The organism is Caulobacter sp. P4_E5, assembly GCF_056401555.1.
On the sequence record NZ_JBFUJD010000003.1, the window covers coordinates 75,977 to 99,620 of the forward strand.

The window sequence follows — 23,644 nt, forward strand, 5'->3', positions numbered from 1 at the left end:
ATGACCCTAAAATCTCTCGTCATCCCGGAAGCCTCGTAGAGGCTATCCGGGACCCAGGGGCGGCGCGCACCGCGTTCCGTCACCCCCTGGATCCCGGCTCTACGCTTCGCTTCGGCCGGGATGACGAGGAGAAAGGGACCTAACGCGGAACGAACGATCGCTCAGTTCGTCGGCTCGGCCTTGTCCAGGGGCGGCGCGCCCGGCGCCGGCTGGCGCGAGCGCAGGGGCAGGGCGGGGATGAAGAAGATGGTCACGAGGCCCGCCGCGATCACGAACAGGGCCGCGACCATCACCCCGCTGACCGCGTGGACCAGGGCCTCCTGCAGCACCGGATCGGCGTGGGCCGCCTGGCCGGTCGCGGCGGCCTTGACGGCCATGCCTTCCAGCTTGCCGAGATCAAGACCGCCGCCCGGCAGGTTGGCCAAGCGCGCGGTCAGCATCGTGCCAGCTAGGGCCGCGCCGACCGTCGAGCCGATCTGGCGGAAGAACTGGTTGGAGCTGGTGGCCACGCCGATGTCGCGCGGATCGACCGCGTTCTGGGTGGCGATGTTGAACAGGCTCTGACCGGGGCCGAGGCCCAGGCCGACGAAGGCCAGCAGCAGGCACAGCAAGGGCAGGCTGTGGATCTTCGACAGGTCGTGCAGCAGGAACACCGAGACCAGCAGCATCGATGCGCCGGCGATCATGTAGGGCTTGTACTGGCCGGTCTTGCTGACCAGCTGGCCGGCGATCGTGCTGCCGATGATCAGGCCGGCCATCAGCGGCAGCATGGTCATGCCGCTGATCGTGGCCGGCACGCCGCGGCCCAGTTGCAGGAACAGCGGCAGGAACATCACCACGCCCATGAAGGCCATCGAGATCAGGAAGCCGGCGGTGTTGGCGGTGGTGAACACCTGGTTCTGGAACAGGTGCATCGGCAGGATCGGGTTGGAGACCTTGGTCTCGACCACCACGAAGGCGGCCAGGGAAACGGCGGCCAGGGCGAACAGGCCCAGGCTCTGCGGCGAGCGCCAGGCGAAGTTGTGGCCGCCCAGGCTCAGCGCCAGCAGCAGCGGCACGAAGGCGGCGATCAGCAGGGCCGCGCCCAGGAAGTCGATCTTGCCTGAGCGGCGATGCTCCAGCGGCGGCATCTTGACGATGACCATGAACAGCGAAAGCAAGGACAGCGGCAGGTTGACGTAGAACACCCAGCGCCAGCCGGCGACCATGTGAGTCCCGATCTGCACCGTGCCGTGGTCGGTGAAATAGCCGCCGATGATGGGGCCGAGCACGCTGGCCAGGCCGAACACCGAGCCGAAGATGCCGGCGAACTTGCCCCGCTCGCGCGGCGGATAGAGGTCGGCGATGATCGCGAAGGCGGTGGTGAACAAGGCGCCGCCGCCGATGCCCTGCAGGGCGCGGAACACGATCAGCTGCACCATGCCCGGCACGCCCAGGATGGTCCCGAACTCGCCCGAGATCCCCGACAGCCACGAGCCGGCCAGGAAGATGGTGATGCCGGTGATCAGCACCGGCTTGCGGCCGAAGATGTCGCCCAGCTTGCCCCAGATCGGCACCATCACCGTCGAGGTCAGCAGATAGGCCGTGGTCACCCACGAATAGAGATTGAGGCCGTTCAGCTCGGAGATGATCCGCGGCATGGCCGTGGACACGATCGTCTGGTCCAGCGCGCTGAGCAGAAAGACGATCATCAGCGCCGCCAGGGTCAGGCGGCGCTCGGCGTCGGTGAAGGTCTGTTGGGTCATGAGCCTTGGGAGCGATAGCCGGAGGATGGCCGGACTATCACGACCCAAACGCCGGAAGTAGAGGCTCGTTTCGGCCTGGGAAAACCTTGGCCGCCAGAAAACATCTCCGTGTCATCCCGGCCGCAGCGAAGCGGAGAGCCGGGACCCAGGGCAACCGCGCCGCGCCGGCCCCTGGGTCCCGGATAGCCTCTGCGAGGCTTCCGGGATGACACGACGATTAGAGCGTTGATTTACTTGGCGCGTATCTGGCGGCCGATCGGGTGCGCGCCCTAGTGGTCTTTCTTCGGACCCCGCTTGCGAGCCAGCATGTTCAGGCCCTCGACGCCGCCCGAGAACGCCATGGCGGTGTAGATGTAGCCCTTGGGCACGTGGGCGCCGAAGCCCTCGGCGATCAGGACGGTGCCGATCATCAGCAGGAAACCCAGGGCCAGCATGACCACGGTCGGGTTGTCGTTGATGAAGTTGGCCAGCGGGTCGGCGGCCAGCAGCATGGCCAGCACCGCGATGATCACGGCGGCGACCATGATCGGCAGGTGATCGGTCATGCCGACGGCCGTCAGGATCGAGTCGATCGAGAACACCAGGTCCAGCAGGATGATCTGGAAGATCGCCGCGCCGACGTTCGAGATCACCACGCTGGCCTTGTCCTTCTCCAGCACGTCGTCGCTCTTGGCGGGGTCGACCGTGTGGTGGATCTCCTTGGTCGCCTTCCAGATCAGGAAGACGCCGCCGGCGATCAGGATCAGGTCGCGCCACGAGAAGGCGGTCTCGAAGCCCGGTTCGCCGTGCGATCCCACGGGACCGACGATGCCGAGGTCGAAGACCGGCGCGGTCAGGCCGACGATGAAGGCGATGGTCGACAGCAAGACCAGACGCATGATCAGCGCCAGCGAAATGCCGATGCGGCGCACTTTCGTGCGTTGGTCGGGCGGCAGCTTGTTCGACAGGATCGAAATGAAGACCAGGTTGTCGATCCCCAGAACCACTTCCATCACCACCAGTGTCACCAAGGCGGCCCAGGCGGCCGGGTCGGCGACAAGGCTAAGGAGTTCGTTCATCGGTCCTCTCTAAGGTTATTGGACGAGCCGCTGTTTCGCGTATGCGTTCGCGTATGCATTTCACCCTAGGTGAAATAGGCGGGGAACGCCGATCTTTCCACCGTTGGGGGAAGGAAAGATGGCCCTTAAGGATCGACGTCATGCCCGACGCCGCACACGTAAAGCCCCTGACGGCCCTCCGGTTCTTCGCCGCCTTCTGGGTGGTGCTGTTCCACTATTGGCCCAAGCTGGACGTCGGTTTCACGCCGGCGATCGCCCAGAAGGGCTATCTGGGCGTCGAGGCGTTCTTCACGCTGTCGGGCTTCATCCTGTGCCACGTCTATCTGAGCGGCTTCGGGGAAGGGCGGTTCCGCTACGGCGACTTCCTGTGGAACCGGTTGGCGCGGGTCTATCCGCTGCACCTGGCCACCCTGGCCGGGGTCGGGGCCATGGCGATCGTCGGTACGATGGCGGGCCTGGCCGTCGATCCGAACATACTTGCTTGGAAAGCTCTGCCGGCCAACCTGCTGCTGGTCCACGCCTGGGGCTTCGCGCCGGTGTCGGGCTGGAACCACGCCTCGTGGTCGATCTCGGCCGAGTGGTTCGCCTATCTGACCTTCCCGGCCTTCGCCTTCGCGGCTTGGAAGCTGCGCGAGCGGCCGCTGATGGCGGTGGCTGGCGCTCTGGCGGTGATCGCACTGCTCTATCCCGCCTTCGAGGCCCTGGCCGGCTTTTCGCTGACCGACGCGACCATCCAGTGGGGCGCCCTGCGCATCGTGCCGTGCTTCGCCTTCGGCTGCGCCCTGCATGCTCTGTGGCGCTCGGGGCGATTCCCGGCGCGACTCAGCGGCTACGGCGCCGCTTTATTGGGCATGGCCACGCTGGCCGCCGTACAGTTCGGCGCCTCGGATTCGATCATTATCATGTTGATGGGGGGGCTGATTTTCACGCTCGCCAGCCTCGCTTCGGCCGGTTTCGAGTTTGCTGGACAGGCAGTCTTCGTCTATCTCGGCGAGATCAGCTATTCGACCTATATGATCTGTATCCCGTGGAAGATCCTGGCGATCAATGCGGCGGCCAAGCTCTTCAATATCGAGGGCGACAAGTTGCCGCTGTTCATCTGGATCGGGATTGTCGCCGCCCTGGTTCCGCTGTCCGCGATTTCCTTCCACGTCATAGAAAGTCCGTGTCGGGAGCGGATGAAGACTTGGGCTCTGGGGTGGAAACAGCGCCGCTTGGCCATTACAGCTGCGACATAAACACTCTTTTCACATGTCTCTGGCAAGGTTATCCCTTAGCCCAGTGACGCGGGGGAGTACCCACAGCATGACGAAACGGACAAGGGCCCTTCTGGGTTCCCTGGCCGCTGCCGCCATGATCAGCTTTGCGCCCGTAGCGGCGAATGCTGATGGCTACTGGCAGTGTGTGCCCTTCGCCCGGCTGATGTCGGGCATCCAGATTTTCGGCGACGCCCGCACCTGGTGGACGCAAGCCGCCGGCAAGTACGACACGGGCTCGATCCCGAAGATCGGCTCGGTGCTCTCCTTCAAGCCTACCGCCCGCATGAACCTTGGCCACGTGGCCTTCGTCAGCCAAGTGCTCACCGACCGGGTCATCCAAGTCACCCACGCCAACTGGTCGATCATCGAAGGCGATCGCGGCCAGATCGAAAAAGACGTCACCGTCGTCGACGTCTCGCCGGAAGGCGACTGGACGCAGGTCAAGGTCTGGTACGACCCGATCCGCGACCTTGGCACCAGCGTCTATCCGACCAACGGCTTCATCTATCAGGACGCCCAGGCGACCAAGATCGCCATGGCCACCAGCAAGATCGCCATGGCCCAGAACGCCGTGGTCTCGGCCGCCAAGCAGGCCGCCAACCAGGTCGCCGCCTCGGTTCGCTCTTCGCCTCTGGACATCATCGGCCAGGCTGCGGATTCGACCGACCGTATCGCCGCCCTGATCGAGGCCGCCGCCAACGGTGGTTCGTCCTCGAACGACACGAACAAGCAGAACGCGCCCCGTTGATTTGAGCGCGTTGACCTGACGCTTGGGCCGGGGCACACCCGGCCTTAGCGAGGGTGATCGATGCTGCGAATTCTCCGCCACGGCGCGCCAGGCTTCGAAGCCGGCGGACTGTCGCCTGACTGGCGCGTGCCTGACGACGCCGTCTGGATCGAGCTGGTCGACCCGACCCGCGGCGAGGAAGTCGCCGTTGAGCAGTCGATCGGCCTGCTGCTGCCCACCCGCGAGGAAATGGCCGAGATCGAGGCCTCCTCGCGCCTTTACCAGGAAGACGGCGGCACGTTCATGACCGCCACGGTGCTGGTCAACGCCGACGGCGACCTGCCGACCGCCGCCCCCGTCACCTTCGTCCTGGCGGGGAACCGCCTGGTCACCATCCGCTATGTCGAGCCGCGCGCCTTCTCGGTGTTCGCCGCCCAGGCCGAGCGCCAGCCCAGCCTTTGCCCCAACGGCCTGCAGACCTTCCTGGGCTTGCTGGACGCCATCGTCGATCGCACCGCCGACATCCTCGAGCGCACCGCCGCCGAGGTCGAGGTGCAGTCGCGAGCCATCTTCAGCCGCCCGCGCGGCGCGGCCTTCGAGCAGATCCTCAACAAGCTGGGCCGGTCGCAGAACGTCAATTCCAAGGCCCGCGACAGCCTGGTCAGCCTGGCCCGCCTGCTCAGCTTCGCGGCCCTGGCCGACCAGTTCGACGGCGAGAAGGAACTTCGCGATCATCTCAAATCGCTGCAGCGCGACGTCCAGTCGATCACCGACCACTCCAGCTACCTGGCCGGCAACGTCACCTTCCTGCTCGACGCGGCCCTGGGCCTGATCAACATCGAGCAGAACTCGATCTTCAAGGTGTTCTCGGTGTTCTCCGTGATGTTCCTGCCGCCGACCCTGGTGGCGGGGATCTACGGCATGAACTTCGAGCACATGCCCGAGCTGCGCTGGATGGAAGGCTATCCGATGGCCATCGGCATGATGATCCTGGCCGCCGGCGCGCCGCTGTTATGGTTCAAGCGCAAAGGCTGGCTGTAGACGCAGGAGAGCCCATGCCGACATCCATCCTCTTCTGGCGGCGGACCGACCTCGAGGGTCTGGAGCGCCTGGAACTGTCGATCACGGCGGACGCGGTCGAGGCGGTTTCGACCGTGCTGTGCCTGGAGGACGCCGGCTTCCGTCTCGATCATCGCTGGCGCCTTACCCCGGACTGGCGCGCCCTGTCGGTCGAGGTCGAGCGCTGGAACGCCACGGGCCACGGTCGGCTGACGCTGGAACGGACCGGTTCGGGCTGGGCCGTCGACGGTGTCGCGCGCCCGGACCTCGACGGGGCGCAGGAGCCGGATCTGTCGGTCACGCCCTTCTGCAACACCTTTCCGATCCGCCGTACGCCCGAGGCGCCGGGGCCTGGCCTGCCGCTCGACACCGCCTTCATCGACGGACCAGCCCTGACCGTCGCCCGCTCGCGCCAGCGCTATGATCGCCAGGGGCCGGGCCGCGTGCGCTATGTCGATCTTGGCCTCTCGGCGGGCTTCGAGGCCGATCTGGTCGTCGACGAGCAAGGGCTGGTGCTGCGTTACGAGCATCTGTTCGAGCGGGTGAAAGGCTAGGCCCGCGACTTTCCGCCGCGGACTGAACGTTTGCTTAAAGCTGATGTGACACAGTGAGCGCTGTTTCCGCCTCACCGCGTACCAGCCCGAGCGCTCTCCGATCGCATGCCCGCCGCCGCCGAGTCTTCACGACCGAGCCTGATCCGGACCCTGCACGCCTCCGTGGTGCGCCAGGCGGTGGAGGCGCATGCGCGCTACCTGAAAGGCTTGCCGGCCGGTCGCCGGGCGGTGCTGCAATACGTCAACCTGAACAATTACGAGCTGGACGGCGTCGACCTCTCCGAGGCCGACCTGACTGGCGCCCTGCTGGGCGGGGCCTCGCTGCGCGGCGTCAAGCTGGCGCGCGCCACGCTCTACGGGACCGACCTGCGCGACTCCGACCTGCGCGACGCCGACCTGTCGCGCTGCGACATGCGCGGCGCCTGCCTGCGCGGGGCCAATCTGGGCGGGGCGAACCTGGCCGGCTGCGACCTGCGCGAGGGCGTCACCGCCGTGCAGGACGACGAAAAGGGCCTGCGGATCCTCGAGCATTCCAAGCGGCCGGGCGAGCTGGACTACGCCATGCTGCAGGGGGCCAACCTGAACGGCGCCCAGATGTCTGGCGCCTTCGCACGGCAGGCCGACTTCACCGACGCTGACCTCTCGAACGTCACGCTGCAGGGCGCTCGCCTGACCAACGCCCGCATGGACGGGGCGAACCTGTCGGGCGCTAATCTGCACAATGCGGAGATGGCCAATGTCTCGCTGCGCCGGGCGGTGATGGTGGGCGTCGATGTCAGCGGAGCCGACCTGACCGACGCCGACCTGACCCAGGTGCTGCGCGCGCCGAAGCCGATCATCTATGTCGACGACCAGCCCCTCAACGAGGTGCTGGAAGCCCACGAGTTGTTCTGCGAGACCGACGGCCGCGACGGCAAGGTCGGCGACCTGACCGACGTCGACTTCCGTCCGCTCAAGCGCCTGAGGAACCGTCGCCTCAGCGGCCTGATCGCCCCCAAGGCCGTGTTCTTCGGCATGGACCTGGAAGGTGTGCAGCTGCAGGGCGCCAACCTCGCGGGCGCGGATCTGCGTGGGGCCAAGTTGAAGGGCGCGGACCTGCGGGGCGCGCGCCTGGTCGACGCCCAGCTGGCTCGCGCTGACCTGTCGGGCGCCAAGCTGGGCCCGCTGAAGATCGCCGAGAACCGGGTCATCCGCACCGACCTGACCCGCGCCGTGCTGCGCGGGGCCAACCTCAAGGGCGTCAGCGCCCCTCGCGCCCGGTTCATCGAAGCCGACCTGACCCGCGCCAAGCTGGACGGCGCCGACCTGACCGGCGCGGAAATGCCGGCGAACCTCACCGCCTGAAAACCCCTTCACGGACGCAAGCCTTGCGGTCGGCATTAACCTTGGTGTTGATGCGCGAAAGCCGCTGGAGTCTTTGATGTCGCGTTTGTCCTGGATCGCCGCCGCCGTCGGCGCGCTGAGCCTGTCCGCTCTGGGCGGCGCGACACACGCGGCCGCGCCGCGGTTCAAGCCCGCAGCCTGCGTCGGCGACTACAAGGGCGTCGACCTGAAGGTCGAGTGCGGAAACCTGATCGTCGACGAGACGCGGGGCGACCCGAAGAGCCGGCGGATCAAGGTGGCCGTGGCCATCGTCCGGGCCTCCGCGCCCAAGGCCGGCTTGCCGCCGGTGGTTTCCCTGCACGGCGGTCCCGGCGGCTCGGCGCTGGCCGGCCTGCCCCGGATGCTGAAGAGCAAGACCTCGCGCGAGTTCGTCGCCGTCGACCAGGACTGGATCTTCTTCGACCAGCGCGGCGGCGGCCAGTCGGACCCGAACCTGAACTGCCCGGGGACGAACCTGACCGACGCCGGGCCGCCTTCCGAGAAGGACAAGGACGGCATCGTCACTTGCCTGAAGGCCTTCCAGGCCCAGGGCGTGAACCTGTCGCGCTACAACGCCGTCGAAGTGGCCAAGGACGTCCAGGACCTGCGCAAGCTGCTGAAGCTGCCGCTGATCGACCTCTATGGCGGCTCGTACGGCACGCGGATCGAGGCGGCGATCCAGACCCATGCGCCGCAGGGCGTCCGGGCGGTGGTCCAGGACTCGCCCTGGCCGCCCGAGGCCGATTGGACCGTCGGCGGCCCGGCCATGGTCTCCAGCTCGATCGACATCGTCATGGCCAAGTGCGCGGTCGTCGCCGAATGCGCCCGGCGCTATCCCGACCTGAAGGCCAAGCTGGCGGTGGTGGCCGAGCGCTGGCTGGCCGGTCCCCAGACCATCAACGGCAAGACCTACACGGCCGACGACCTGGGCGGCTATCTGATGGACGCCAGCTACTTCACCGCCGGGGTGCTGCCGCGCGACCTGTGGAAGATCATCCAGGGCGACGTCGCGCCGGTCGAGGCCTTCGTCGAAAGCCGCGACTACTACAGCGAGGGCCAGTTCATGACCCACCTGTGCAAGGAGGAGATCCCGTTCGAGGCCCGCGCCGACGTGGCCAAGGGCACGGAGGCCGATCCGGTCGCGCGGCTGATGGTGGCCTCGATGCAGCGGATCCACGACGTCTGCGCCGGCGTCGACGTCGGCCCGATCTCCAAGGTCGAGCAGCAGCCGGTGAAGACCGCCGTCCCGACCCTGTTCCTGGCCGCCGAGATCGATCCGGGCTGCCCGCCGGAACTGACCCGCGCCGCCGCCAAGGGCTACCAGGGCTCGCAGGTGGTCATCGTCACCAACGCCACCCACGGCGTCTCGCGCGGCAGCCCGTGCGTCCGCAAGATGATCCGCGGCTTCTTCCAGGACCCGACCAAGCCGGTCGACCGCAGCTGCCTGCCAGCGGCGGACACGCCGATGAGCTTCACCTACGAGTAGATATCCAGCACCAAAGCTGAACCATTTTCGCCATGAAACCCTTTTAGCAGCGCCGGATTCGTTGCAACGCGCTGTGAGGATTCTTGACGACGTTCGATCGCCGCGCCGCCCTGGTCCTGCTCGCCGGCGGAGCCCTGGCCGCGCCCAGCCTGGCGTCGGCCTCGCCGTTCTCGTTCGAAGGCGTCAAGGCGCGCGCCCGAGCGCTGGCGGCCAAGCCCTATGTCGCGCCGTCGCCGCCGCCGCCGCAGGTCCAGGCCATGGACTACGACGCCGCCCAGGCCGTCGGCTTCTATCGCGAGAAGATCCCGCTGTGGGGCGGCGACTGGGGCATCGAGCTGTTCCCGCTGAGCCGGGGCGTCAGCAAGACCCTCGCCATCAACCTGGTCGAGAACGGCGCGGCGCGTCCGCTGGCCTACGACTCGACGATGTTCTCGTCGCGCGCCGACAGCCCGTTCCGCGCGCTGCCCGCCAAGGCCGGGTTCGCGGGCTTCCGCGCCATCAGCCGTGACGACCGGGGCGAGTGGCTGGTGTTCCACGGCGCGTCCTATTTCCGCTCGCCCGCGCCGTTCGGCCAGTATGGCCTGTCGGCCCGCGCCATCGCCGCCGACACCTACGCCGTCCAGCCCGAGGAATTCCCCGACTGGCGCGAGGTCTGGCTGGAGAAGGACGCCCAGGGGCGCCTCGTGATCCACGCCCTGATGGAAAGCCCGGGCGTCGTCGGGGCCTATCGCTTCGTCAACGACCGCGACGGCCTGGCCCTGACCCAGACCGTCGAGGCCGCCGTCTTTTTTCGTCGCGCCTTCGATCAGATGGGCTTCGCGCCCCTGACCAGCATGTTCTGGTTCGGCGAGGATCGCGGTGGGGCGGGTCCGGACTGGCGACCTGAGATCCACGACTCCGACGGCCTGCTGATGTGGACCGGGGCCGGCGAACGGATCTGGCGGCCGCTGTCCAACCCCTCGCGCGTCGTGACCAGCACGTTCAGCGACGAGAACCCCAGGGGGTTCGGCCTGATCCAGCGCGATCGCGACTTCGAGCACTATCACGACGACCAGGCCAACGCCGACCGCCGGCCCAGCGCCTGGGTCGAGCCGATCGGCAACTGGGGCCGGGGCAGCGTGCGCCTGATCGAGATTCCCACCGACAACGAGACCAACGACAACATCGTCGCCTTCTGGACGCCCGAGGCGCCGGTGACGGCGGGAAGCGCGGTCGACCTCAGCTATCGGCTCCATTGGACCAGCGATGCGCCGCCGGCGGGCGCTGACCTCGCCCGCGTCGTCGCCACCCGCACGGGGCGGCCGGGCGAGCCGGGCAAGGACCTGGTCGCCCAGGGCCGCAAGATCGCGGTCGAGTTCCGGGGCGCTAACCTGCTGGCCCTGCGCGCGGCGATCGACGTCGAGGCCGACGTCACCGCCCGCGGCGGCCAGATTAGGTTGCTGTCGCACTATCCCGCCGCCCGTCGCGAGGTCGAGACCGAGGGGCTGTGGCGGGTCGTGTTCGATGTCGCGCCCGATGGCGCGGAACCGGCCGATGTTCGCGTCGTCTTGCGGCAAAAGGGTCAATCCTTGAGCGAAACTTGGACCGCGTTGGTTTTTCCGGCCCCGGCCGGGAACTAAACGCCGGCTGAGACTTTTCGAGCTCGCTTCCGCCTCGTTGCTCGCGGCGGCCGGGGCCGGGGGGCCTACGAGTGATTGGGCTTTCTGTCGATGCGAAGCGTAACTTGGCCGGCCGACGCGATTCCCCCGGAATCGCCCCTGCCCATGCCGATCCAATGCCTGAGTTCCGCGCCCGAACGGCGCCCTATCCTGGCGCTGGGCCTCATGCGCCGGCGGGCGACCCTGCTGGCCTTCACCATCGTGCTGAGCTTGGCCGCCAGCCTGGTCATGGCGCTGGCCTTCGCGTCCGACCGCATCACGGCGCTGGAGCTGGTCGCCCTGCCGCTGTTCGCCAGCCTGTTCGCCTGGACCGCCTTCTCGTGCGCTTCGGCCGCCGCGGGCTTCGTGGCGATGTGGCGCGAGGCGGACTCGGCGCGCGAAGGCGCCACGCCGTCGCTCACCAGCCGCAACGCGCTGCTGCTGCCGGTCTATAACGAGGCGCCCGAGCCGGTCTTCGCGCGCCTGGCCGCGATGCTGGAATCGCTGCGCACCGCTGGAGGGCTGGAGCGGTTCGACGTCTTCGTGCTCAGCGACACGCGCCAGCACGCCGTCGCGGTCGAGGAGCGCAAGGCCTATGACCGCCTATGCGCGCGCTTCGCCGGCCAGGCCCGCATCCACTATCGCCGCCGCGTCGAGAACACCGACCGCAAGGCCGGCAACATCGCCGAGTGGGTCCGCCGCTTCGGCGGGGCCTATGACCACATGGTGGTGCTGGACGCCGACAGCCTGATGACCGGCGACACCCTGGTGCGCCTGGCCGCCGCCATGGAGGCTGAGCCGGACCTTGGCCTGTTGCAGACCGTACCGATGATCATCAACGCCCGCACCCTGTTCGCGCGCCTCGAACAGTTCGCCAGCCGCCTTTACGGCCCGATGTTCGCGCGGGGCCTGGAATGGTGGAGCGGGGCTGAGTCCAGCTACTGGGGCCACAACGCCATCATCCGGGTCAGCGCCTTCGCCGAGCAGGCCGGCCTGCCGCACCTGCGCGGGCCCAAGCCGTTCGGCGGGGCGATCATGAGCCACGACTTCGTCGAGGCCGCCCTGCTGCGCCGGGCCGGCTGGGAGGTGCGCCTGGCCTCGCGCATGGGCGGCAGCTACGAGGAGAGCCCGCCCAGCCTGATCGACCAGATCGTCCGCGACCGCCGCTGGTGCCAGGGCAACTTACAGCACATCGCCGTCATCGCCGCCCGGGGCCTGCACCCCTTGAGCCGTTTTCACCTGCTGCGCGGCTTCTCGACCTATCTGACCGCGCCGCTGTGGCTGGCCCTGCTGACCGTGGGCCTGTCGCTGGCCGCCTTCCCGGGCCTGGCCGGCGTGACCGAAGACGCCGCCTCGGCTTTCGCCCAGCCGCCGACGGGCTTGGTGCTGGGCGTGTCCCTGGCCTTGCTGCTAGCCCCCAAGCTGATGGCCTGGGCCCTGCTGCTGCGCACCGGCCGCGCGGCCGGATTCGGCGGCGGGACCAGGGCCCTGGCCGGGGTCTGTTTCGAGACCGTGGTGTCCAGCCTGATCGCGCCGATCGTGCTGTTCGCCCAGACCCGCTCGGTGGTCGAGATCCTGACCGGCCGCGACTGCGGCTGGGCCGCCCAGCGCCGCGACATGGACCGCGTGTCGCTGGTCGACACCTTCCGCGCCCACAGGCAGGAGGCGGTGTTCGGCTCGGTGCTGGTCGTTGTCGGCCTGATCTTCGCGCCGGACGCCTTCGTCTGGATCGCGATCCCGGCCCTGGCCCTGACCTTCGCCTTCCTGGTGTCGGCCTGGACCGCCGAGGACGCCGGCGACCTGCCACTGCTGGAGACGCCGGAGACCCGTCGGYCGCCACGCCTGCTGGACCGCGCCCTGAAGCTGCGGTCGGCGGCGGTCGTCGCCAGCCTGGTGTCGTCCAACGAGCCGCCGGCGCCGCTGCCGCTGCCGGCTGGCCTGGGCTACGAGACCGCCTGACGCCGGGGCTCCCGCTACATCGTCTTCTTCAGCGGCAGCAGGTCCGGGAAGACCGCGTCGCGCTTCTGCGCCTTGGCCGTGAACGCCTCGGCCATGTGCGGGCCAGAGAACATGCCGGTCTGCCAGGTGGCGATATAGTCCAGGCTGTCGGCGATGGAGTGGTCGCGGGCGTAGTTGATCATGACCTTGCTGCCGGCCACGGCCAGCGGCGACTTCTCGGCGATCTCGCGGCCGGTGGCCAGGGCGTGCGCGACCAGGGCCTCGTGAGTGTCGAAGACCTCGTTGACCAGGCCGATCTCGCGAGCCCGCGCGGCCGGCAGCCGGCGTCCCGTATAGGCCAGCTCGCGCACCCAGCCCTCGGGGATCAGCTTGCACAGACGCGGGAAGGTGCCGACGTCGGCGGTCATGCCGATATTGATCTCCTGGATCTGAAAGAAGGCGTCGGTGGTCGCGTAGCGGATGTCGCAGGCGCTGACGAAATCGACCGCCCCGCCGATGCAGCCGCCCTGGATGGCGACGATCACCGGCATGCGGGCCTTGTCCAGGCAGGAGAACGTCTCCTGCAGGTGATGGACGAAGCGGCGGAAGCTCTCGGCGGCGACCCAACGGTCGCTGGACTGGTCGGCCGTGACGCCTTCGCCGTCGGTGAACACCGAAAGATCCATGCCGGCGCTGAAGTGCTTGCCGGTCGAGGTGATGACGATGCAGCGGGCCAAGGCGTTGTCGTCAATATGTTTTACAATTGCGGGAAGCTCGTTCCAGAACGGCCGTGTCATGGTGTTCATGGCTTCGGACCGCTTCAATTGGATGTGGGCGACGCCAGCTTCGATCTCGACCTTGAAACAGCTATAGTCCGTCTGATCGTGGTTGCTCATGCCGGCCTCCCCTGATGTCGATGTTCATTTCGTTGATCAGCGACTATCGACCGGGCGGCCGACGGCGACAACATTGACCCGACGGAAGAGGATTTCCGACATGACCACCCGCAAGACCCCCTCGAACAAGATCGCCGCCGCCGTCGCCATCGCCGCCGTGATGGGCTCCACCCTGGCCGCCGCGCCGCTGCCGGCCCTGGCCCAGTCGAAAGGCTTGAGCGGCCTGTTCGGGTGCGAAGGCTCGGGCAAGAAGCAGGAGGGCGGCGCCCTGATCGGCGCGGCCGCCGGCGCCCTGCTGGGCAACAAGGTTTCGAAGAAGAACAAGACCATCGGCACCCTGGTCGGCGCGGCCGCCGGCGCGGCGGCGGGCGGCTATATCGGCTGCCGCATGCAGTCGACCGACGCGGCCATGGCCGAGCAGGCGACCAAGAAGGCCCTGGAGACGGGCGTGGCCCAGACCTGGAGCAACAGCCGCACCGGTAATTCGGGCCGCATCAACGTGGTGTCGTCCAGCTACGGCCCGCCGATCGACGGCCGCAACATCCGCTACGCCTCGGGCGTCCAGAGCCTGCCCAGCTTCGAGGCGGCCGGCGGCGCCTATGTCGCCAACTCGACCGCCAACCTGCGCGCCGGTCCGTCGACCAAGGCCAAGATTGTCGGCAAGGTGGCCTCTGGTGAGAGCTTCGACGCCCTGGGCGTGGCCCCGACGGGCGGCTGGGTGCTGGTCGGCCGCAACGGCCTGGGCGTCGGCTATGCCGCCGCCTCGCTGGTGCGCCCTTACGGCCAGACGGTCGCCAGCTGCCGGGTGATCGACGCCTCGGTCGCCGGCGGCGGCCAGGGCGCGACCAGCCAGCGCTACAGCGCCTGCAAGGACGAACGCGGCGAGTGGCAGGTCACCCAGGCTTAGGGAGCAGCGTTTCCTTCCGCCCCCTCCCGGGGGCGGACGACCGCGCGACGCGCGGTCAGGTGGGGGCAAGTGAGCCAAGTCTAGTCAGGCTTGCCCCCTCCGCGCCTTCGGCGCTCCTCCCCCGGAGGGGGAAGAAGGATCAGAGATCCACCACCTCGCACTTTAGCCGCTCGCGGATCCGCTGGGCGACGATCTGGCGGTGGCAACAGTTGGCGTCATCCTCGTAGCAGAGCAGGGCGATCCGCCTCGTCCCGGCCAGCTCGGTCGCTTGGGCCAGGGCCAGCTGGGCTTCGGGTTCTTCCAGGTGGGCGTTGAAGATCCGCCGCATCTCGTCGATCCGGCCGGCGCGGGCGGCTTCGCGGCCCGGCTTGGGGGCGCCCAGCGGCCGCAGGTGCAGATAGTCGATGCCCTCGGCCTTCAGGCTGTTTCCCAGCAGGGTCTTGGAGAAGCCGGCCTTGCGCGAGCTGGCCACGGCGCGGACGTCGACCACCAGCTCGACGTCGGCGGCCTTCAGGCGGCCGATCATGCCGCCCTGCGTGTCGGTCTCGTAGCCGATGGTGGCGAGCTTGTTCATAACTGAGCTCCATGGACGTCGGGTCGTGGCGAGCCTACCTTAGACGCCAGCCGACAACAGGAGCCACGCCGATGGACGCGGCCGTCTTTCGCGAACCTCGCAAGCGCGCCGTGGCGGTGACCGGCGGGGAGATCGCGGCCCTGGAGTTCGGCCCGACGGACAAACCGATCGACGTCGTCTTCGTCCACGCCAACGGCTTCAACGCCCAGACCTATCGCGTGCTGCTCTCGCCCCTGGCGGCGGGCCTGCGCATCCTGGCCATCGACCAGCGCGGTCATGGCGAGACAACCCTACCCGTCGAGCCCGACGGACGCCGCTCGTGGCGCGACCTGCGCGACGACCTGATCGGCCTACTGGATGCGCTGGACGGTCCGCCGGCCGTGCTGGCCGGCCACTCGATGGGCGGCACGGTTAGTCTGCTGGCCGCCGCCGAGCGCCCTGACCGGGTCAAGGGCCTGGTCCTGCTCGACCCGGTGATCATGCCGTGGCTGGCCACCCTCTACGCCAAGGCGCCGTGGAGCTCGGGCCGGCTATGGCGGCGCATGCCGATCGTCCAGTCGGCCCTGCGCCGGCGGGCGGTGTTCGACAGCCGCGAGGCGGTGTTCGCCGGTTACAAGGGCCGCGGCGCCTTCAAGACCTGGCCCGAGACCATGCTGGCCGACTACGTGGCTGGCGGCTTCGTCGAGCGGGCGGACGGCAAGGTCGAACTGGCCTGCGCCCCGGCCTGGGAGGCCTCCAACTACGCCGCCCAGGGCCATGATCCGTGGCGCGCGGCGCGCCAGGTCCAGGCGCCGGTGCGGATCCTGAAGGCGCAGATGCACTCCACCTGCCGGGCCGGCGACGGCTTCGCGCGGCGAGGCAGGGACGTGCGGATCGAGACAATCGCCGGGACCAGCCACTTCCTGCCGATGGAGCGGCCGGACCTGGTGCGCGACGCGCTGTTCGACATGGCGACGGGCTAGAGCGCAGGAACGCCCCCTCCGTCACGGCGCGTATCCGCGCCGCGCCACCTCCCCCGTTTTACGGGTGAGGAGGGTGTGCGTCATCCTCCCCCGTGCAACGGGGGAGGTGGATCGCTGCGGATACGCAGCGAGACGGAGGGGGCGCTACAGTCCCAACCCCTCCACCTCATGCGCCGCCAGGGCCGTCCGCGCCGCGTCGCTGACGGGCACGACCTTGCGGGCGTTGAGGTCGAAGGTGACGGCGACGGCCTCGGAGGTTCCCCAGGCCTGGCCGGTGGCGGGGTCCAGCAGCCAGTGCGCGACCCGCATGGTGCGAGCGTCGGTCCCGATCAGGCCCGAGCGGATCTCCACGCGGTCGCCGGCCCCTGGCCAGGCCAGATAGGCGATGCGGTATTCCAAAACCGCGCCGCCGGTGCGGGCCGGTCTCGGATCGGCATGTTCGACCACGATGTCGCGGAACGGGTGGATAAACGCGCCGATGCCGTCCGAGACCCGGCCGATGAACTGCTCGGCCCGCATCCGGCCGAACACGTCGCAGTCGGAGGGCAGCAGGCCGCCCAGGCCGATGCGGGTCAGGCCTAACGCGTCGGCGCGCGGCAGGCTGGCGGTCGGCGTGAACGGCGCCAGGGCGATGCCCCGCGCCCGCGCCAGCTCCGGAACCTCGACCTTCAAGGCCTCGGCGCGCTCGCGGGCGATGCTGGGCCAGGGGAACACCTGGCCATCGCGCGGGGTGGCGTGGACCACGGTGGTCTGGAAGGTCGCCGCCAGTTCGCCCGTATTGGAGTGGACCAGCAGCTGCAGCAGCCGCGCCTCGCTGTCGCCGATCTCGATCACCCCGCCCAGCATGTGCAGCGGCGCGCCGGCATGGGCCTCGCGCAGGAAGCGGATGTGGTGCTCCTTCACCAGCAGGGTGGCGTTGGCGTAGGGCGAAAAGGCGTGCGGCAGGCCCAGCTCGGCGGCCAGGCCGACCAGGCCCTCCATGGCGCGGACGAGGTAGTGGCGCACGTTCATGTGCCCCATCTCGTCGCAGTCCCAAGTGTTGACGCCACCACGCCAAATCTCGACGCCGGGGAGGGCTTCTGCGGTCATGCGGCGTCTCGAACGGGGTGAACGGTCGTTCGAGACTAGCGGCGTTCGCGAGCTTGGCTAGCGCTTGCCTTCGGCCGGATCGCCGGCCGGGCCCTTGAAGTGGTCACCGATGGCCTTGGCGTCGGGACCGTCCGGCCCGGCGCGCTTGCGCGACTCCTCGCCCGTCTTCTGGACGCTGTCCTTGCCGCCCAGGGCCGTGAACTCGCCCAGCGGCTCGGCCTCGTTCTTTTCGCGACCTTTGGTGTTGGGTTGCTCAGCCATGCTTGGTCTCCTCGATCGACGAGAAGACAACCCAGGGCGCGGCGGCCTAGTTCCGGCAGTCGGCGCAGAGGCCGTGAGCTTCGATGGTCACGGCCGTCAGGGCGTAGCCGGCCGAGGCGCCGGCGGCGATGATCTCGGCGCTGGCCTTGGGCTCGATCTCGCGGGTCGCGCCGCAGCAGTCGCAGATCAGGAAGGCGGCGGCGTGGCCGTCGGCCTCCTTGCGGCAGGCGACATAGGCGTTGAGGCTCTCGATCCGGTGGGCGAAGCCCTGTTTTTCCAGGAAGTCGAGGGCGCGATAGACGGTCGGCGGCTTGGCCGRCGGGCCCTCGCCCCCGAAGGTCGAGATCAGGTCGTAGGCCTTCACCGGCTGGCCGGCGCCCAGCAGCAGCTCCAGCACCCGGCGGCGCGGCGCGGTCAGGCGCTGGTCGGCGGCGGCGCAACGGACCTCGGCGGCGTGGAGTTCGGCCGCGAGCGCGTCGCCGGCGACGCCGTGGTTGTGATGATCGTGTCCGCAGGCGGAACCGGTATGGGCCATGGCCAAGAGGTAGAGGGCCGCGCCCGTGTGCGCAACCTCGCGGCGGTCTTGGCTAGAGCAGCGGTGCGCCGATCAGGTTGGCCTCGGCCGTGCAACGGGCCGGCTCCGGCGACGTCCCCATGGCCYGGGCCTTGGCGCGGGTCGCGTCCAGTTCGGCCCGCACCGCCGCCAGGTCGGCCTTGAACGCTTCCGAGCTCCACAGGGCCGCGAACAGGTTCTCGGCGTTCTTCCGCCCGGCTTCCACGGAGCTGGCGTTGTGGACGCCGCAGACGATGCGGCTTTCGCCATAGCCGCGGGCGCGAGCCAGGATCGCCTCGGCGCGGTCGGGGGCGGCCTCGGCCAGCAGCAGGCCCACCGACCAGCCCCAGGTCGAATGGCCGGACGGATAGTCGGGCGACAGCGCCAGGCTCAGGCCGCGCTTCACGCAGATCGGACCGCTCGCCGACAGGTAGGGCCGGGGCCGCCGGTGCGCGAGCTTCGGGCCGGCGACCGCCGAGCGGACGTCGTGGCTCATCCGCAGCAGCATAGCGGCCAGTTTCGGATTGCTCTCCCGGGTCGGGGTAAAGCCGAGGGCGCAGGCGTAGCTTTCGAGGATGTGTTTCTTGTCGGTGTCGGCCTGGGCCAGCGACCAGCGCGGCGTGTTCTCGAGCGCGCGGGTGGCTAGGAAGATCTGGCGGTCCTTCTGCGCCTCCGGCGAGCCCTTGGCGGGCGGCGGCGGCAGGAGACCGCGCGCGTCGTAGACGCCCTTGGCCAGGTAGCGGTCCGACGAGGTGTCCCCACTGAGGGCGGCGCAGCCGGTCAAGGCCAGGACCGCGACGGCGGCCAACCACGAAACGCGCATGAAAAAGGCCCCCGGAGAAACTCCGGGGACCCTGCATTTTCACGCCCTCTCAATCAAGGACTTGGGAGTCGTTCAAGCTTACTTGCCGAACAGCTTGTTCCAGCGCGGCTTCTCGCGGCCTTCCCAGGCCTTGCGCCAGTAGGCGTCCGAGGCGATCAGCGGGACCACCGTGGTGGCTTCGGCGAAGACCATCTGTTCGTAGGTGGTGTCCACCTTGCCCCACGAGGCGGCTTCCTTCAGCGTCGACGACGAGCAGGCGCCGTCGCGCACGTCGGCCACGGTGATCTGGACCGCGTACTTGTGCATGTCGGCCTCGACGCCGAGGATCTCGGCGCAGACGACGGTGTCCTGGGCGAAGTTCTTGGGCACGCCGCCGCCGACCATGAACAGGCCCGTGGTGCCGGCCGCGATCTTGATGTCGGTCAGTTCGCGGAAGTCCGCGACCGCGTCGATCATCAGATAGGGCTGCTTGGCCGCGATCCGTTCCTTCTGGTGCTTGACCAGACCAAAGCCGGCCGAGCTGTCGACGAAGGCCGGGCAGAAGATCGGCACGCCTTCTTCATAGGCGGTCTGGATCAGCGAGCCGGGCTTCTTGGCGTTGCCTTCCGACAGCCACTTGCCCATCTCCCAGATGAACTCGCGCGAGGAATAGGCGCGCGGCTCGAGGGCGTTGCAGATCTCCAGGATCGTGTGATCGCAGTTCTGGAGCTCTTCCTCGTCGATATAGGTGTCGTAGATGCGGTCGATATAGTTGTCGCGCAGCACGTTGTCGTCGACCGGGCCGGCGGCCTGATAGTGCTTGAAGCCCAGGGCTTCGAAGAAATCCATGTCGACGATCGAGGCGCCGGTGGCGACCACGGCGTCGATCATGCCGTTCTTCACCATGTCGCGGTACACGTGCATGCAGCCGCCGGCCGAGGTCGAGCCGGCCAGGATCAGCCAGGGCGAGCAGGATTTATCTTCCAGCGCCATGTTGAAGATGTCGGCGGCGCGGGCCGTGTCGCGGCTCGAGAACGACATCTTGCGCATCGAGTCGATGATCGGACGGGCGTCGAACGACGTGATGTCGATATGCTCGACGACGTTCTGCAGCAGTTCGGCTTTGGTGTTGTTCGGAACGGGAGCGTTCATCGCTTCGGTTTCCCTGACTTTGGACGCCCGTCGTTGGAAGTGGCCGTCCACCGGGACGGAGCGACCGGTGGGGGCGATGGGATGGCCGCAGCGAGGAAGAACGTCCGGCGGCGGGTGGGGTTCTAGGCCGATATGACCAGACTCCCAAATCCCGTTTTCCCGGCGAAAGCCGGGACCCAGATTCATCCAGAGCGGCTCTGGGTTTCACCTGGGCCCCGGCTTTCGCCGGGGAGACGGGAATTAAAGGACTAGATAGCCGTCTTAGACGTCAGATCAGCGACGGCGCTTGCGCTTGCCGGCCGCGCCTTTCGGACGCGAGAAGCGGACGATCTTGCGCTCTTCGTTCTCCTGGCGAACCGCCGGGATCGAGCGCTTGGCCAGGCCGTACATCGAGGCCATCGGAGCGTCCTGCACCTCGACGGTGTCGGTCTCTCCGAAGCCGTTGAAGCGGGTCGACATGGCCACGCCATAGGCGCCCAGCATGCCGATCTCGATGTAGTCGCCCTCGTCGACGCTTTCCGGCAGGTAGAACGGGCCGGGCATGTGATCGACGCTGTCGCAGGTCGGGCCGTAGAAGCGGAAAGGCTTGAGGCTTTCTTCCACCACTTCGCCGCCATTGGGGCCGCCAACGGGGCCGTTCTTGCGGTACATCTTGACCGGGAAGGGCCACTTCATGTGCGCGGCGTCGAACAGCGAGCCGTACGACCCGTCGTTCAGATACAGCGCGTCGCCCTTCTTCAGCTCGACCTTGACCAGCAGCGACGAGGCCTCGGCCACCAGCGCGCGGCCCGGCTCGCACCAGAGATGGGTGGTCTCGTGGACCATCATCTCGGCGAAGCCGCGGTCAATGGCCGCCAGATACTCGGAGAGGTCCGGCGGGACCATGCCCGGATAGATCGACGGGAAGCCGCCGCCGACGTCGACGACATCGGCCAGCACGCCGGCGCGGACCAGGGCGCGCGAGGCCTGGGCCATCGCGGCTTGGTACGCGGTCGGGCGCATGCACTGGCTGCCGACGTGGAAGCTGACGCCCATCAGGTCCTGGGTGGCGCGCCGGGCGGCCAGCAGCAGGGCGGGAGCGTTGTGGCTCTCGACCCCGAACTTGCCCGACAGGCTATAGGCCGCGCCCTCGGCCTGCACGCCCATGCGGACGATCAGGTTAAGGTCTTTGGCCTGGCCCGTGGCGTCCAGGATCTTGGCCAGCTCTTCGTGGGTGTCGAACGAGAAGGTCTTCACGCCGTGGTCGAAATAGGCGGCCGAGATCGCCGCCCGGCTCTTGACCGGGTGCATGAACGCCATTCGCGAGCCCGGGGCCTCCTGGGCCACGAGTTCGATCTCGTTCAGCGACGCGACGTCGAAGGACCGAACGCCGGCCTGGGCCAGCTCACGGATCACCCACGGCGAAGGATTGGCCTTCACCGCATAGAAGACGTCGCCTTTAAATTCAGACTGGAACCAGCGCGCAGCTACGGAAACCGCGTCGGGCCGCACGAGTGCGACGGGACGTTCCGGTGACCGCTCACGGACCAGGTCCAGGGGCATGTGGTACGTGCGCAATTCACGTAACCCCCTGTTGGAAGCTAAACCCAGGCCGGCGTTAGCAGCGTTGAGGACTTCGGGTCCGCCGGAGCCGTGCGAAATAGGGGCATTGGGCAGGGATGTAAAGCGTCTTTTGCGGCCCCGTTTTGCGACCAATTGATCTACCCGCTGTCACAAATCCATTGCGTACCTCCACCAAACCGGTGAACGCACTTCCCAAGCTATGAAACCACGTTAAGGATTCGCCCCGACCATGACGTCGGACCCTGTTCTCTCGATCCGCGCCGCCTCGAAGACCTTCGGGTCGCGCCGCGCGCTGGACACCGTCTCCCTCGACGTCGCGCGAGGCGAGATGATCGCGCTCATTGGGCCGTCCGGCTCTGGGAAATCCACGCTTCTGCGCTCGATCGACGGCCTGCAGACCATCGACGAGGGAAGTGGTGTGATCACCGCTTTCGGCGGCCCGGTGCAGGCCAAGGGCAAGGTCTCCGACCAGGTCCGCAAGGCGCGCATCCGCATCGGCTTCATCGCTCAGCAGTTCAACCTGGTCGGCCGGCTGTCGCTGTTCAGCAATGTCGCGCTCGGCTCACTGGGCCGGATCCCGTTTGCGCGGGGCCTGTTCGGGGTCTGGCCGAAGGAGACGCGCGAGGCGGCCATGGCGGCCCTGGCCCGCGTCGGCGTGGCCGACTACGCCGCCCAGCGCGCCAACACCCTGTCGGGCGGCCAGCAGCAGCGCGGCGCGATCGCCCGGGCCCTGGTCCAGAAGGCCAAGATCATTCTCGCCGACGAGCCGGTCGCCTCGCTCGATCCCGTCTCGGCGCGCAAGGTCATGGAGATCCTCCGCGACCTCAACAAGACAGACGGTCTTACGGTCGTCGTCACCCTGCACCAGGTGGACTACGCCCTGCGCTATTGCGACCGGGTCGTGGCCCTGAAGGCCGGCCAGAAGGTCTATGACGGCCCGGCCTCGGCCCTGAAGCGCGAACAACTCATCGATATCTACGGCCCGGAATTCGAGGACGTATTCTGGGAAGGAGCTCCCCAATGATCAGCCGTCGTTCGGCTCTCGTCATCGCCGCCGGCTTGTCGGCGCTGGCCCTGGCCTCGTGTGGCAAGGCGCCCTCGACGCCGGCCGCCAAGGACACGGTGGTGTTCTCGATCCTGTCGACCGAGTCGGCCCAGAACATGGAGGGCTACTGGAAGCCCATCCTGGCCGACATGGAGAAGCAGACCGGCCTCAAGGTGAAGCCGTTCTTCTCGTCCAACTACTCGTCGCTGATCGTGGCCATGGGGGCCAAGCAGACCGACCTGGGCTGGTTCTCGAACCAGTCGGGCCTGGAGGCCGTGCGCCGCTCGGGCGGCGAGGTGTTCGCCCGCACGTTCGACCCGTCCGGCACCGACGGCTACAAGTCGGTGATCATCGTCCCGGCCGACAGCAAGCTGACCCTGGAAGGCCTGCTGAAGTGCGACAAGACCCTGAACTTCGGCATCGGCGACAAGAAGTCGACCTCGGGCACCCTGGCTCCGATGACCTATGTCTTCATCCCGGCCGGCAAGAAGCCCGAGAACTGCTTCAAGACCGTGCTTAGCGCCAGCCATGACGCCAACCTGGCGGCGGTGGCCAACCACAAGCTGGACGCCTCGACCAATAACACCACGGCCCTGCGCCTGAACGCGGCGCGCTCGGACAACAAGACCGGCAGGGTCAAGGTGATCTGGGAATCGCCGACCCTGCCGGAAGACCCGATCGTCTGGCGCAAGGACCTCGACCCGGCCATCAAGGAAAAGCTGCGCCAGTTCTTCCTGACCTACGGCCAGGGCGACACGCCCGAGGCGGCCACCCAGCGCGCCAACCTGGCCAAGCTGTCGATGGGCGGCTTCAAGCCGGCCGACGACAGCCACCTGCTGGTGGTGCGCGAGATGGAAGCGCTGGAGACTCTGGGCCTGGCCCGCGAGACCGGCGACCAGGCCAAGATCGCCGCGGCCCAGAAGGCTCTCGACGGGATCAAAACCGAGCGCCTGGCCGCCGAGGGCAAGGCCGGCCTCGTCGCGCCCGCCGTTCCCGCCGCCAACTGAGCCGTTTC

General features: G+C 68.1%; 22 protein-coding genes and 2 pseudogenes. 14 read left to right on the plus strand and 10 right to left on the minus strand.

Translation table 11 applies throughout. The features are described 5' to 3' along the window. Positions 1-161: 161 nt before the first annotated feature. Entirely contained in the window at positions 162-1,745 is a 1,584-nt protein-coding gene (locus AC1DSO_RS01555; RefSeq protein ID WP_477067151.1) for an MDR family MFS transporter, read from the minus strand. A gap of 97 nt (positions 1,746-1,842) precedes the next feature. Here AC1DSO_RS01555 and AC1DSO_RS01560 point away from each other — a divergent pair. Next, positions 1,843-1,928, plus strand: a pseudogene (locus tag AC1DSO_RS01560) (hypothetical protein); the annotation flags it as partial. Between the two features lie 86 nt (positions 1,929-2,014). Here the strand turns inward: AC1DSO_RS01560 and AC1DSO_RS01565 are convergent. After that, entirely contained in the window at positions 2,015-2,803 is a 789-nt protein-coding gene (locus AC1DSO_RS01565; protein ID WP_477067152.1) for a TerC family protein, read from the minus strand. A 140-nt stretch (positions 2,804-2,943) separates the two neighbouring features. Between AC1DSO_RS01565 and AC1DSO_RS01570 the strand changes: the two genes are divergently transcribed. The 8 genes from AC1DSO_RS01570 to mdoH all read left to right on the plus strand — a co-directional run bounded on the left by AC1DSO_RS01570 (position 2,944) and on the right by mdoH (position 12,846). Further along, on the plus strand, positions 2,944-4,041 hold the full coding sequence (locus tag AC1DSO_RS01570; RefSeq protein WP_477067153.1) for an acyltransferase family protein: 1,098 nt from the start codon (positions 2,944-2,946) through the stop codon (positions 4,039-4,041). Positions 4,042-4,108: 67 nt separating this feature from the next. Then, on the plus strand, positions 4,109-4,810 hold the full coding sequence (locus tag AC1DSO_RS01575) for a CHAP domain-containing protein (protein ID WP_477067154.1): 702 nt from the start codon (positions 4,109-4,111) through the stop codon (positions 4,808-4,810). A 60-nt stretch (positions 4,811-4,870) separates the two neighbouring features. After that, positions 4,871-5,830 carry a magnesium transporter CorA family protein gene (locus tag AC1DSO_RS01580; protein WP_477067155.1) on the plus strand — a complete coding sequence of 320 codons (960 nt, stop codon included), beginning with the start codon at positions 4,871-4,873 and terminating at the stop codon, positions 5,828-5,830. A 14-nt stretch (positions 5,831-5,844) separates the two neighbouring features. Beyond that, positions 5,845-6,402, plus strand: a complete 558-nt coding sequence (locus tag AC1DSO_RS01585; RefSeq protein WP_477067156.1) for a putative glycolipid-binding domain-containing protein — start codon at positions 5,845-5,847, stop codon at positions 6,400-6,402. 105 nt (positions 6,403-6,507) lie between these two features. Further along, positions 6,508-7,746: a pentapeptide repeat-containing protein gene (locus tag AC1DSO_RS01590; protein WP_477067157.1), complete on the plus strand. Its 1,239-nt coding sequence runs from the start codon at positions 6,508-6,510 to the stop codon at positions 7,744-7,746. A 73-nt stretch (positions 7,747-7,819) separates the two neighbouring features. Continuing rightward, entirely contained in the window at positions 7,820-9,250 is a 1,431-nt protein-coding gene (locus tag AC1DSO_RS01595) for an alpha/beta hydrolase (RefSeq protein ID WP_477067158.1), read from the plus strand. A gap of 83 nt (positions 9,251-9,333) precedes the next feature. Then, entirely contained in the window at positions 9,334-10,869 is a 1,536-nt protein-coding gene (locus AC1DSO_RS01600) for an OpgD/OpgG family glucan biosynthesis protein (RefSeq protein WP_477067159.1), read from the plus strand. A gap of 90 nt (positions 10,870-10,959) precedes the next feature. Beyond that, the gene (gene mdoH / locus AC1DSO_RS01605) at positions 10,960-12,846 is read left to right on the plus strand and encodes a glucans biosynthesis glucosyltransferase MdoH (RefSeq protein ID WP_477067160.1); all 1,887 of its coding nucleotides are present in this window, start codon (positions 10,960-10,962) and stop codon (positions 12,844-12,846) included. 14 nt (positions 12,847-12,860) lie between these two features. On the opposite strand, the gene AC1DSO_RS01610 is transcribed toward mdoH, so the two are convergent. Continuing rightward, on the minus strand, positions 12,861-13,721 hold the full coding sequence (locus AC1DSO_RS01610) for a crotonase/enoyl-CoA hydratase family protein (protein ID WP_477067161.1): 861 nt from the start codon (positions 13,719-13,721) through the stop codon (positions 12,861-12,863). A 100-nt stretch (positions 13,722-13,821) separates the two neighbouring features. On the opposite strand from AC1DSO_RS01610, the gene AC1DSO_RS01615 reads away from it, so the two are divergent. Further along, complete coding sequence (locus AC1DSO_RS01615; protein ID WP_477067162.1) at positions 13,822-14,628, plus strand: SH3 domain-containing protein; 807 nt, start codon at positions 13,822-13,824, stop codon at positions 14,626-14,628. Positions 14,629-14,767: 139 nt separating this feature from the next. Here the strand turns inward: AC1DSO_RS01615 and AC1DSO_RS01620 are convergent, their stop codons facing one another. Beyond that, positions 14,768-15,202: a DUF488 domain-containing protein gene (locus AC1DSO_RS01620; protein ID WP_477067163.1), complete on the minus strand. Its 435-nt coding sequence runs from the start codon at positions 15,200-15,202 to the stop codon at positions 14,768-14,770. A 71-nt stretch (positions 15,203-15,273) separates the two neighbouring features. Here AC1DSO_RS01620 and AC1DSO_RS01625 point away from each other — a divergent pair, with 71 nt between their 5' ends. Both AC1DSO_RS01625 and AC1DSO_RS01630 read left to right on the plus strand, forming a co-directional pair. After that, complete coding sequence (locus tag AC1DSO_RS01625) at positions 15,274-16,164, plus strand: alpha/beta fold hydrolase (RefSeq protein WP_477067164.1); 891 nt, start codon at positions 15,274-15,276, stop codon at positions 16,162-16,164. 6 nt (positions 16,165-16,170) lie between these two features. Beyond that, positions 16,171-16,245 (plus strand): annotated as a pseudogene (locus AC1DSO_RS01630) (hypothetical protein); the annotation flags it as partial. A 63-nt stretch (positions 16,246-16,308) separates the two neighbouring features. Here the strand turns inward: AC1DSO_RS01630 and AC1DSO_RS01635 are convergent. The 6 genes from AC1DSO_RS01635 to AC1DSO_RS01660 all read right to left on the minus strand — a co-directional run bounded on the left by AC1DSO_RS01635 (position 16,309) and on the right by AC1DSO_RS01660 (position 21,578). After that, positions 16,309-17,253 (minus strand): thioesterase family protein, encoded by a 945-nt coding sequence (locus AC1DSO_RS01635; RefSeq protein ID WP_477067165.1) that lies wholly within the window; start codon positions 17,251-17,253, stop codon positions 16,309-16,311. A gap of 57 nt (positions 17,254-17,310) precedes the next feature. Next, positions 17,311-17,514: a hypothetical protein gene (locus AC1DSO_RS01640; RefSeq protein WP_477067166.1), complete on the minus strand. Its 204-nt coding sequence runs from the start codon at positions 17,512-17,514 to the stop codon at positions 17,311-17,313. Positions 17,515-17,560: 46 nt separating this feature from the next. Further along, the gene (locus tag AC1DSO_RS01645) at positions 17,561-18,049 is read right to left on the minus strand and encodes a transcriptional repressor (RefSeq protein ID WP_477067205.1); all 489 of its coding nucleotides are present in this window, start codon (positions 18,047-18,049) and stop codon (positions 17,561-17,563) included. A gap of 52 nt (positions 18,050-18,101) precedes the next feature. Further along, positions 18,102-18,890, minus strand: coding sequence for an acid phosphatase (locus AC1DSO_RS01650; RefSeq protein WP_477067167.1), 789 nt, complete (start codon positions 18,888-18,890; stop codon positions 18,102-18,104). A gap of 78 nt (positions 18,891-18,968) precedes the next feature. Further along, a complete protein-coding gene (locus AC1DSO_RS01655; RefSeq protein ID WP_477067168.1) occupies positions 18,969-20,021 on the minus strand; it encodes a 1,9-bis(guanidino)-5-aza-nonane synthase in 1,053 nt (350 codons plus the stop codon). Between the two features lie 273 nt (positions 20,022-20,294). Then, positions 20,295-21,578 (minus strand): type III PLP-dependent enzyme, encoded by a 1,284-nt coding sequence (locus AC1DSO_RS01660; RefSeq protein WP_477067169.1) that lies wholly within the window; start codon positions 21,576-21,578, stop codon positions 20,295-20,297. Between the two features lie 235 nt (positions 21,579-21,813). Here AC1DSO_RS01660 and phnC point away from each other — a divergent pair, with 235 nt between their 5' ends. Both phnC and phnD read left to right on the plus strand, forming a co-directional pair. Beyond that, positions 21,814-22,608, plus strand: coding sequence for a phosphonate ABC transporter ATP-binding protein (phnC, locus tag AC1DSO_RS01665; RefSeq protein ID WP_477067170.1), 795 nt, complete (start codon positions 21,814-21,816; stop codon positions 22,606-22,608). Then, positions 22,605-23,636: a phosphate/phosphite/phosphonate ABC transporter substrate-binding protein gene (gene phnD, locus AC1DSO_RS01670; RefSeq protein ID WP_477067171.1), complete on the plus strand. Its 1,032-nt coding sequence runs from the start codon at positions 22,605-22,607 to the stop codon at positions 23,634-23,636. Before phnC ends, phnD begins: the two co-directional genes overlap by 4 nt. The last annotated feature ends 8 nt before the right edge of the window (positions 23,637-23,644 follow it).

Bases quoted from the DNA above. Each gene is read 5' to 3' on its own strand.
- AC1DSO_RS01620 (WP_477067163.1), bottom strand. From the start codon at position 15,202: ATGAACAAGCTCGCCACCATCGGCTACGAGACCGACACGCAGGGCGGC.
- AC1DSO_RS01640 (WP_477067166.1), bottom strand. From the start codon at position 17,514: ATGGCTGAGCAACCCAACACCAAAGGTCGCGAAAAGAACGAGGCCGAG.
- AC1DSO_RS01635 (WP_477067165.1), bottom strand. From the start codon at position 17,253: ATGACCGCAGAAGCCCTCCCCGGCGTCGAGATTTGGCGTGGTGGCGTC.
- AC1DSO_RS01615 (WP_477067162.1), top strand. From the start codon at position 13,822: ATGACCACCCGCAAGACCCCCTCGAACAAGATCGCCGCCGCCGTCGCC.
- AC1DSO_RS01610 (WP_477067161.1), bottom strand. From the start codon at position 13,721: ATGAGCAACCACGATCAGACGGACTATAGCTGTTTCAAGGTCGAGATC.
- AC1DSO_RS01655 (WP_477067168.1), bottom strand. From the start codon at position 20,021: ATGAACGCTCCCGTTCCGAACAACACCAAAGCCGAACTGCTGCAGAAC.
- AC1DSO_RS01575 (WP_477067154.1), top strand. From the start codon at position 4,109: ATGACGAAACGGACAAGGGCCCTTCTGGGTTCCCTGGCCGCTGCCGCC.
- AC1DSO_RS01585 (WP_477067156.1), top strand. From the start codon at position 5,845: ATGCCGACATCCATCCTCTTCTGGCGGCGGACCGACCTCGAGGGTCTG.
- phnC (WP_477067170.1), top strand. From the start codon at position 21,814: ATGACGTCGGACCCTGTTCTCTCGATCCGCGCCGCCTCGAAGACCTTC.
- AC1DSO_RS01580 (WP_477067155.1), top strand. From the start codon at position 4,871: ATGCTGCGAATTCTCCGCCACGGCGCGCCAGGCTTCGAAGCCGGCGGA.
- AC1DSO_RS01570 (WP_477067153.1), top strand. From the start codon at position 2,944: ATGCCCGACGCCGCACACGTAAAGCCCCTGACGGCCCTCCGGTTCTTC.
- AC1DSO_RS01590 (WP_477067157.1), top strand. From the start codon at position 6,508: ATGCCCGCCGCCGCCGAGTCTTCACGACCGAGCCTGATCCGGACCCTG.
- AC1DSO_RS01625 (WP_477067164.1), top strand. From the start codon at position 15,274: ATGGACGCGGCCGTCTTTCGCGAACCTCGCAAGCGCGCCGTGGCGGTG.
- AC1DSO_RS01565 (WP_477067152.1), bottom strand. From the start codon at position 2,803: ATGAACGAACTCCTTAGCCTTGTCGCCGACCCGGCCGCCTGGGCCGCC.
- phnD (WP_477067171.1), top strand. From the start codon at position 22,605: ATGATCAGCCGTCGTTCGGCTCTCGTCATCGCCGCCGGCTTGTCGGCG.
- AC1DSO_RS01555 (WP_477067151.1), bottom strand. From the start codon at position 1,745: ATGACCCAACAGACCTTCACCGACGCCGAGCGCCGCCTGACCCTGGCG.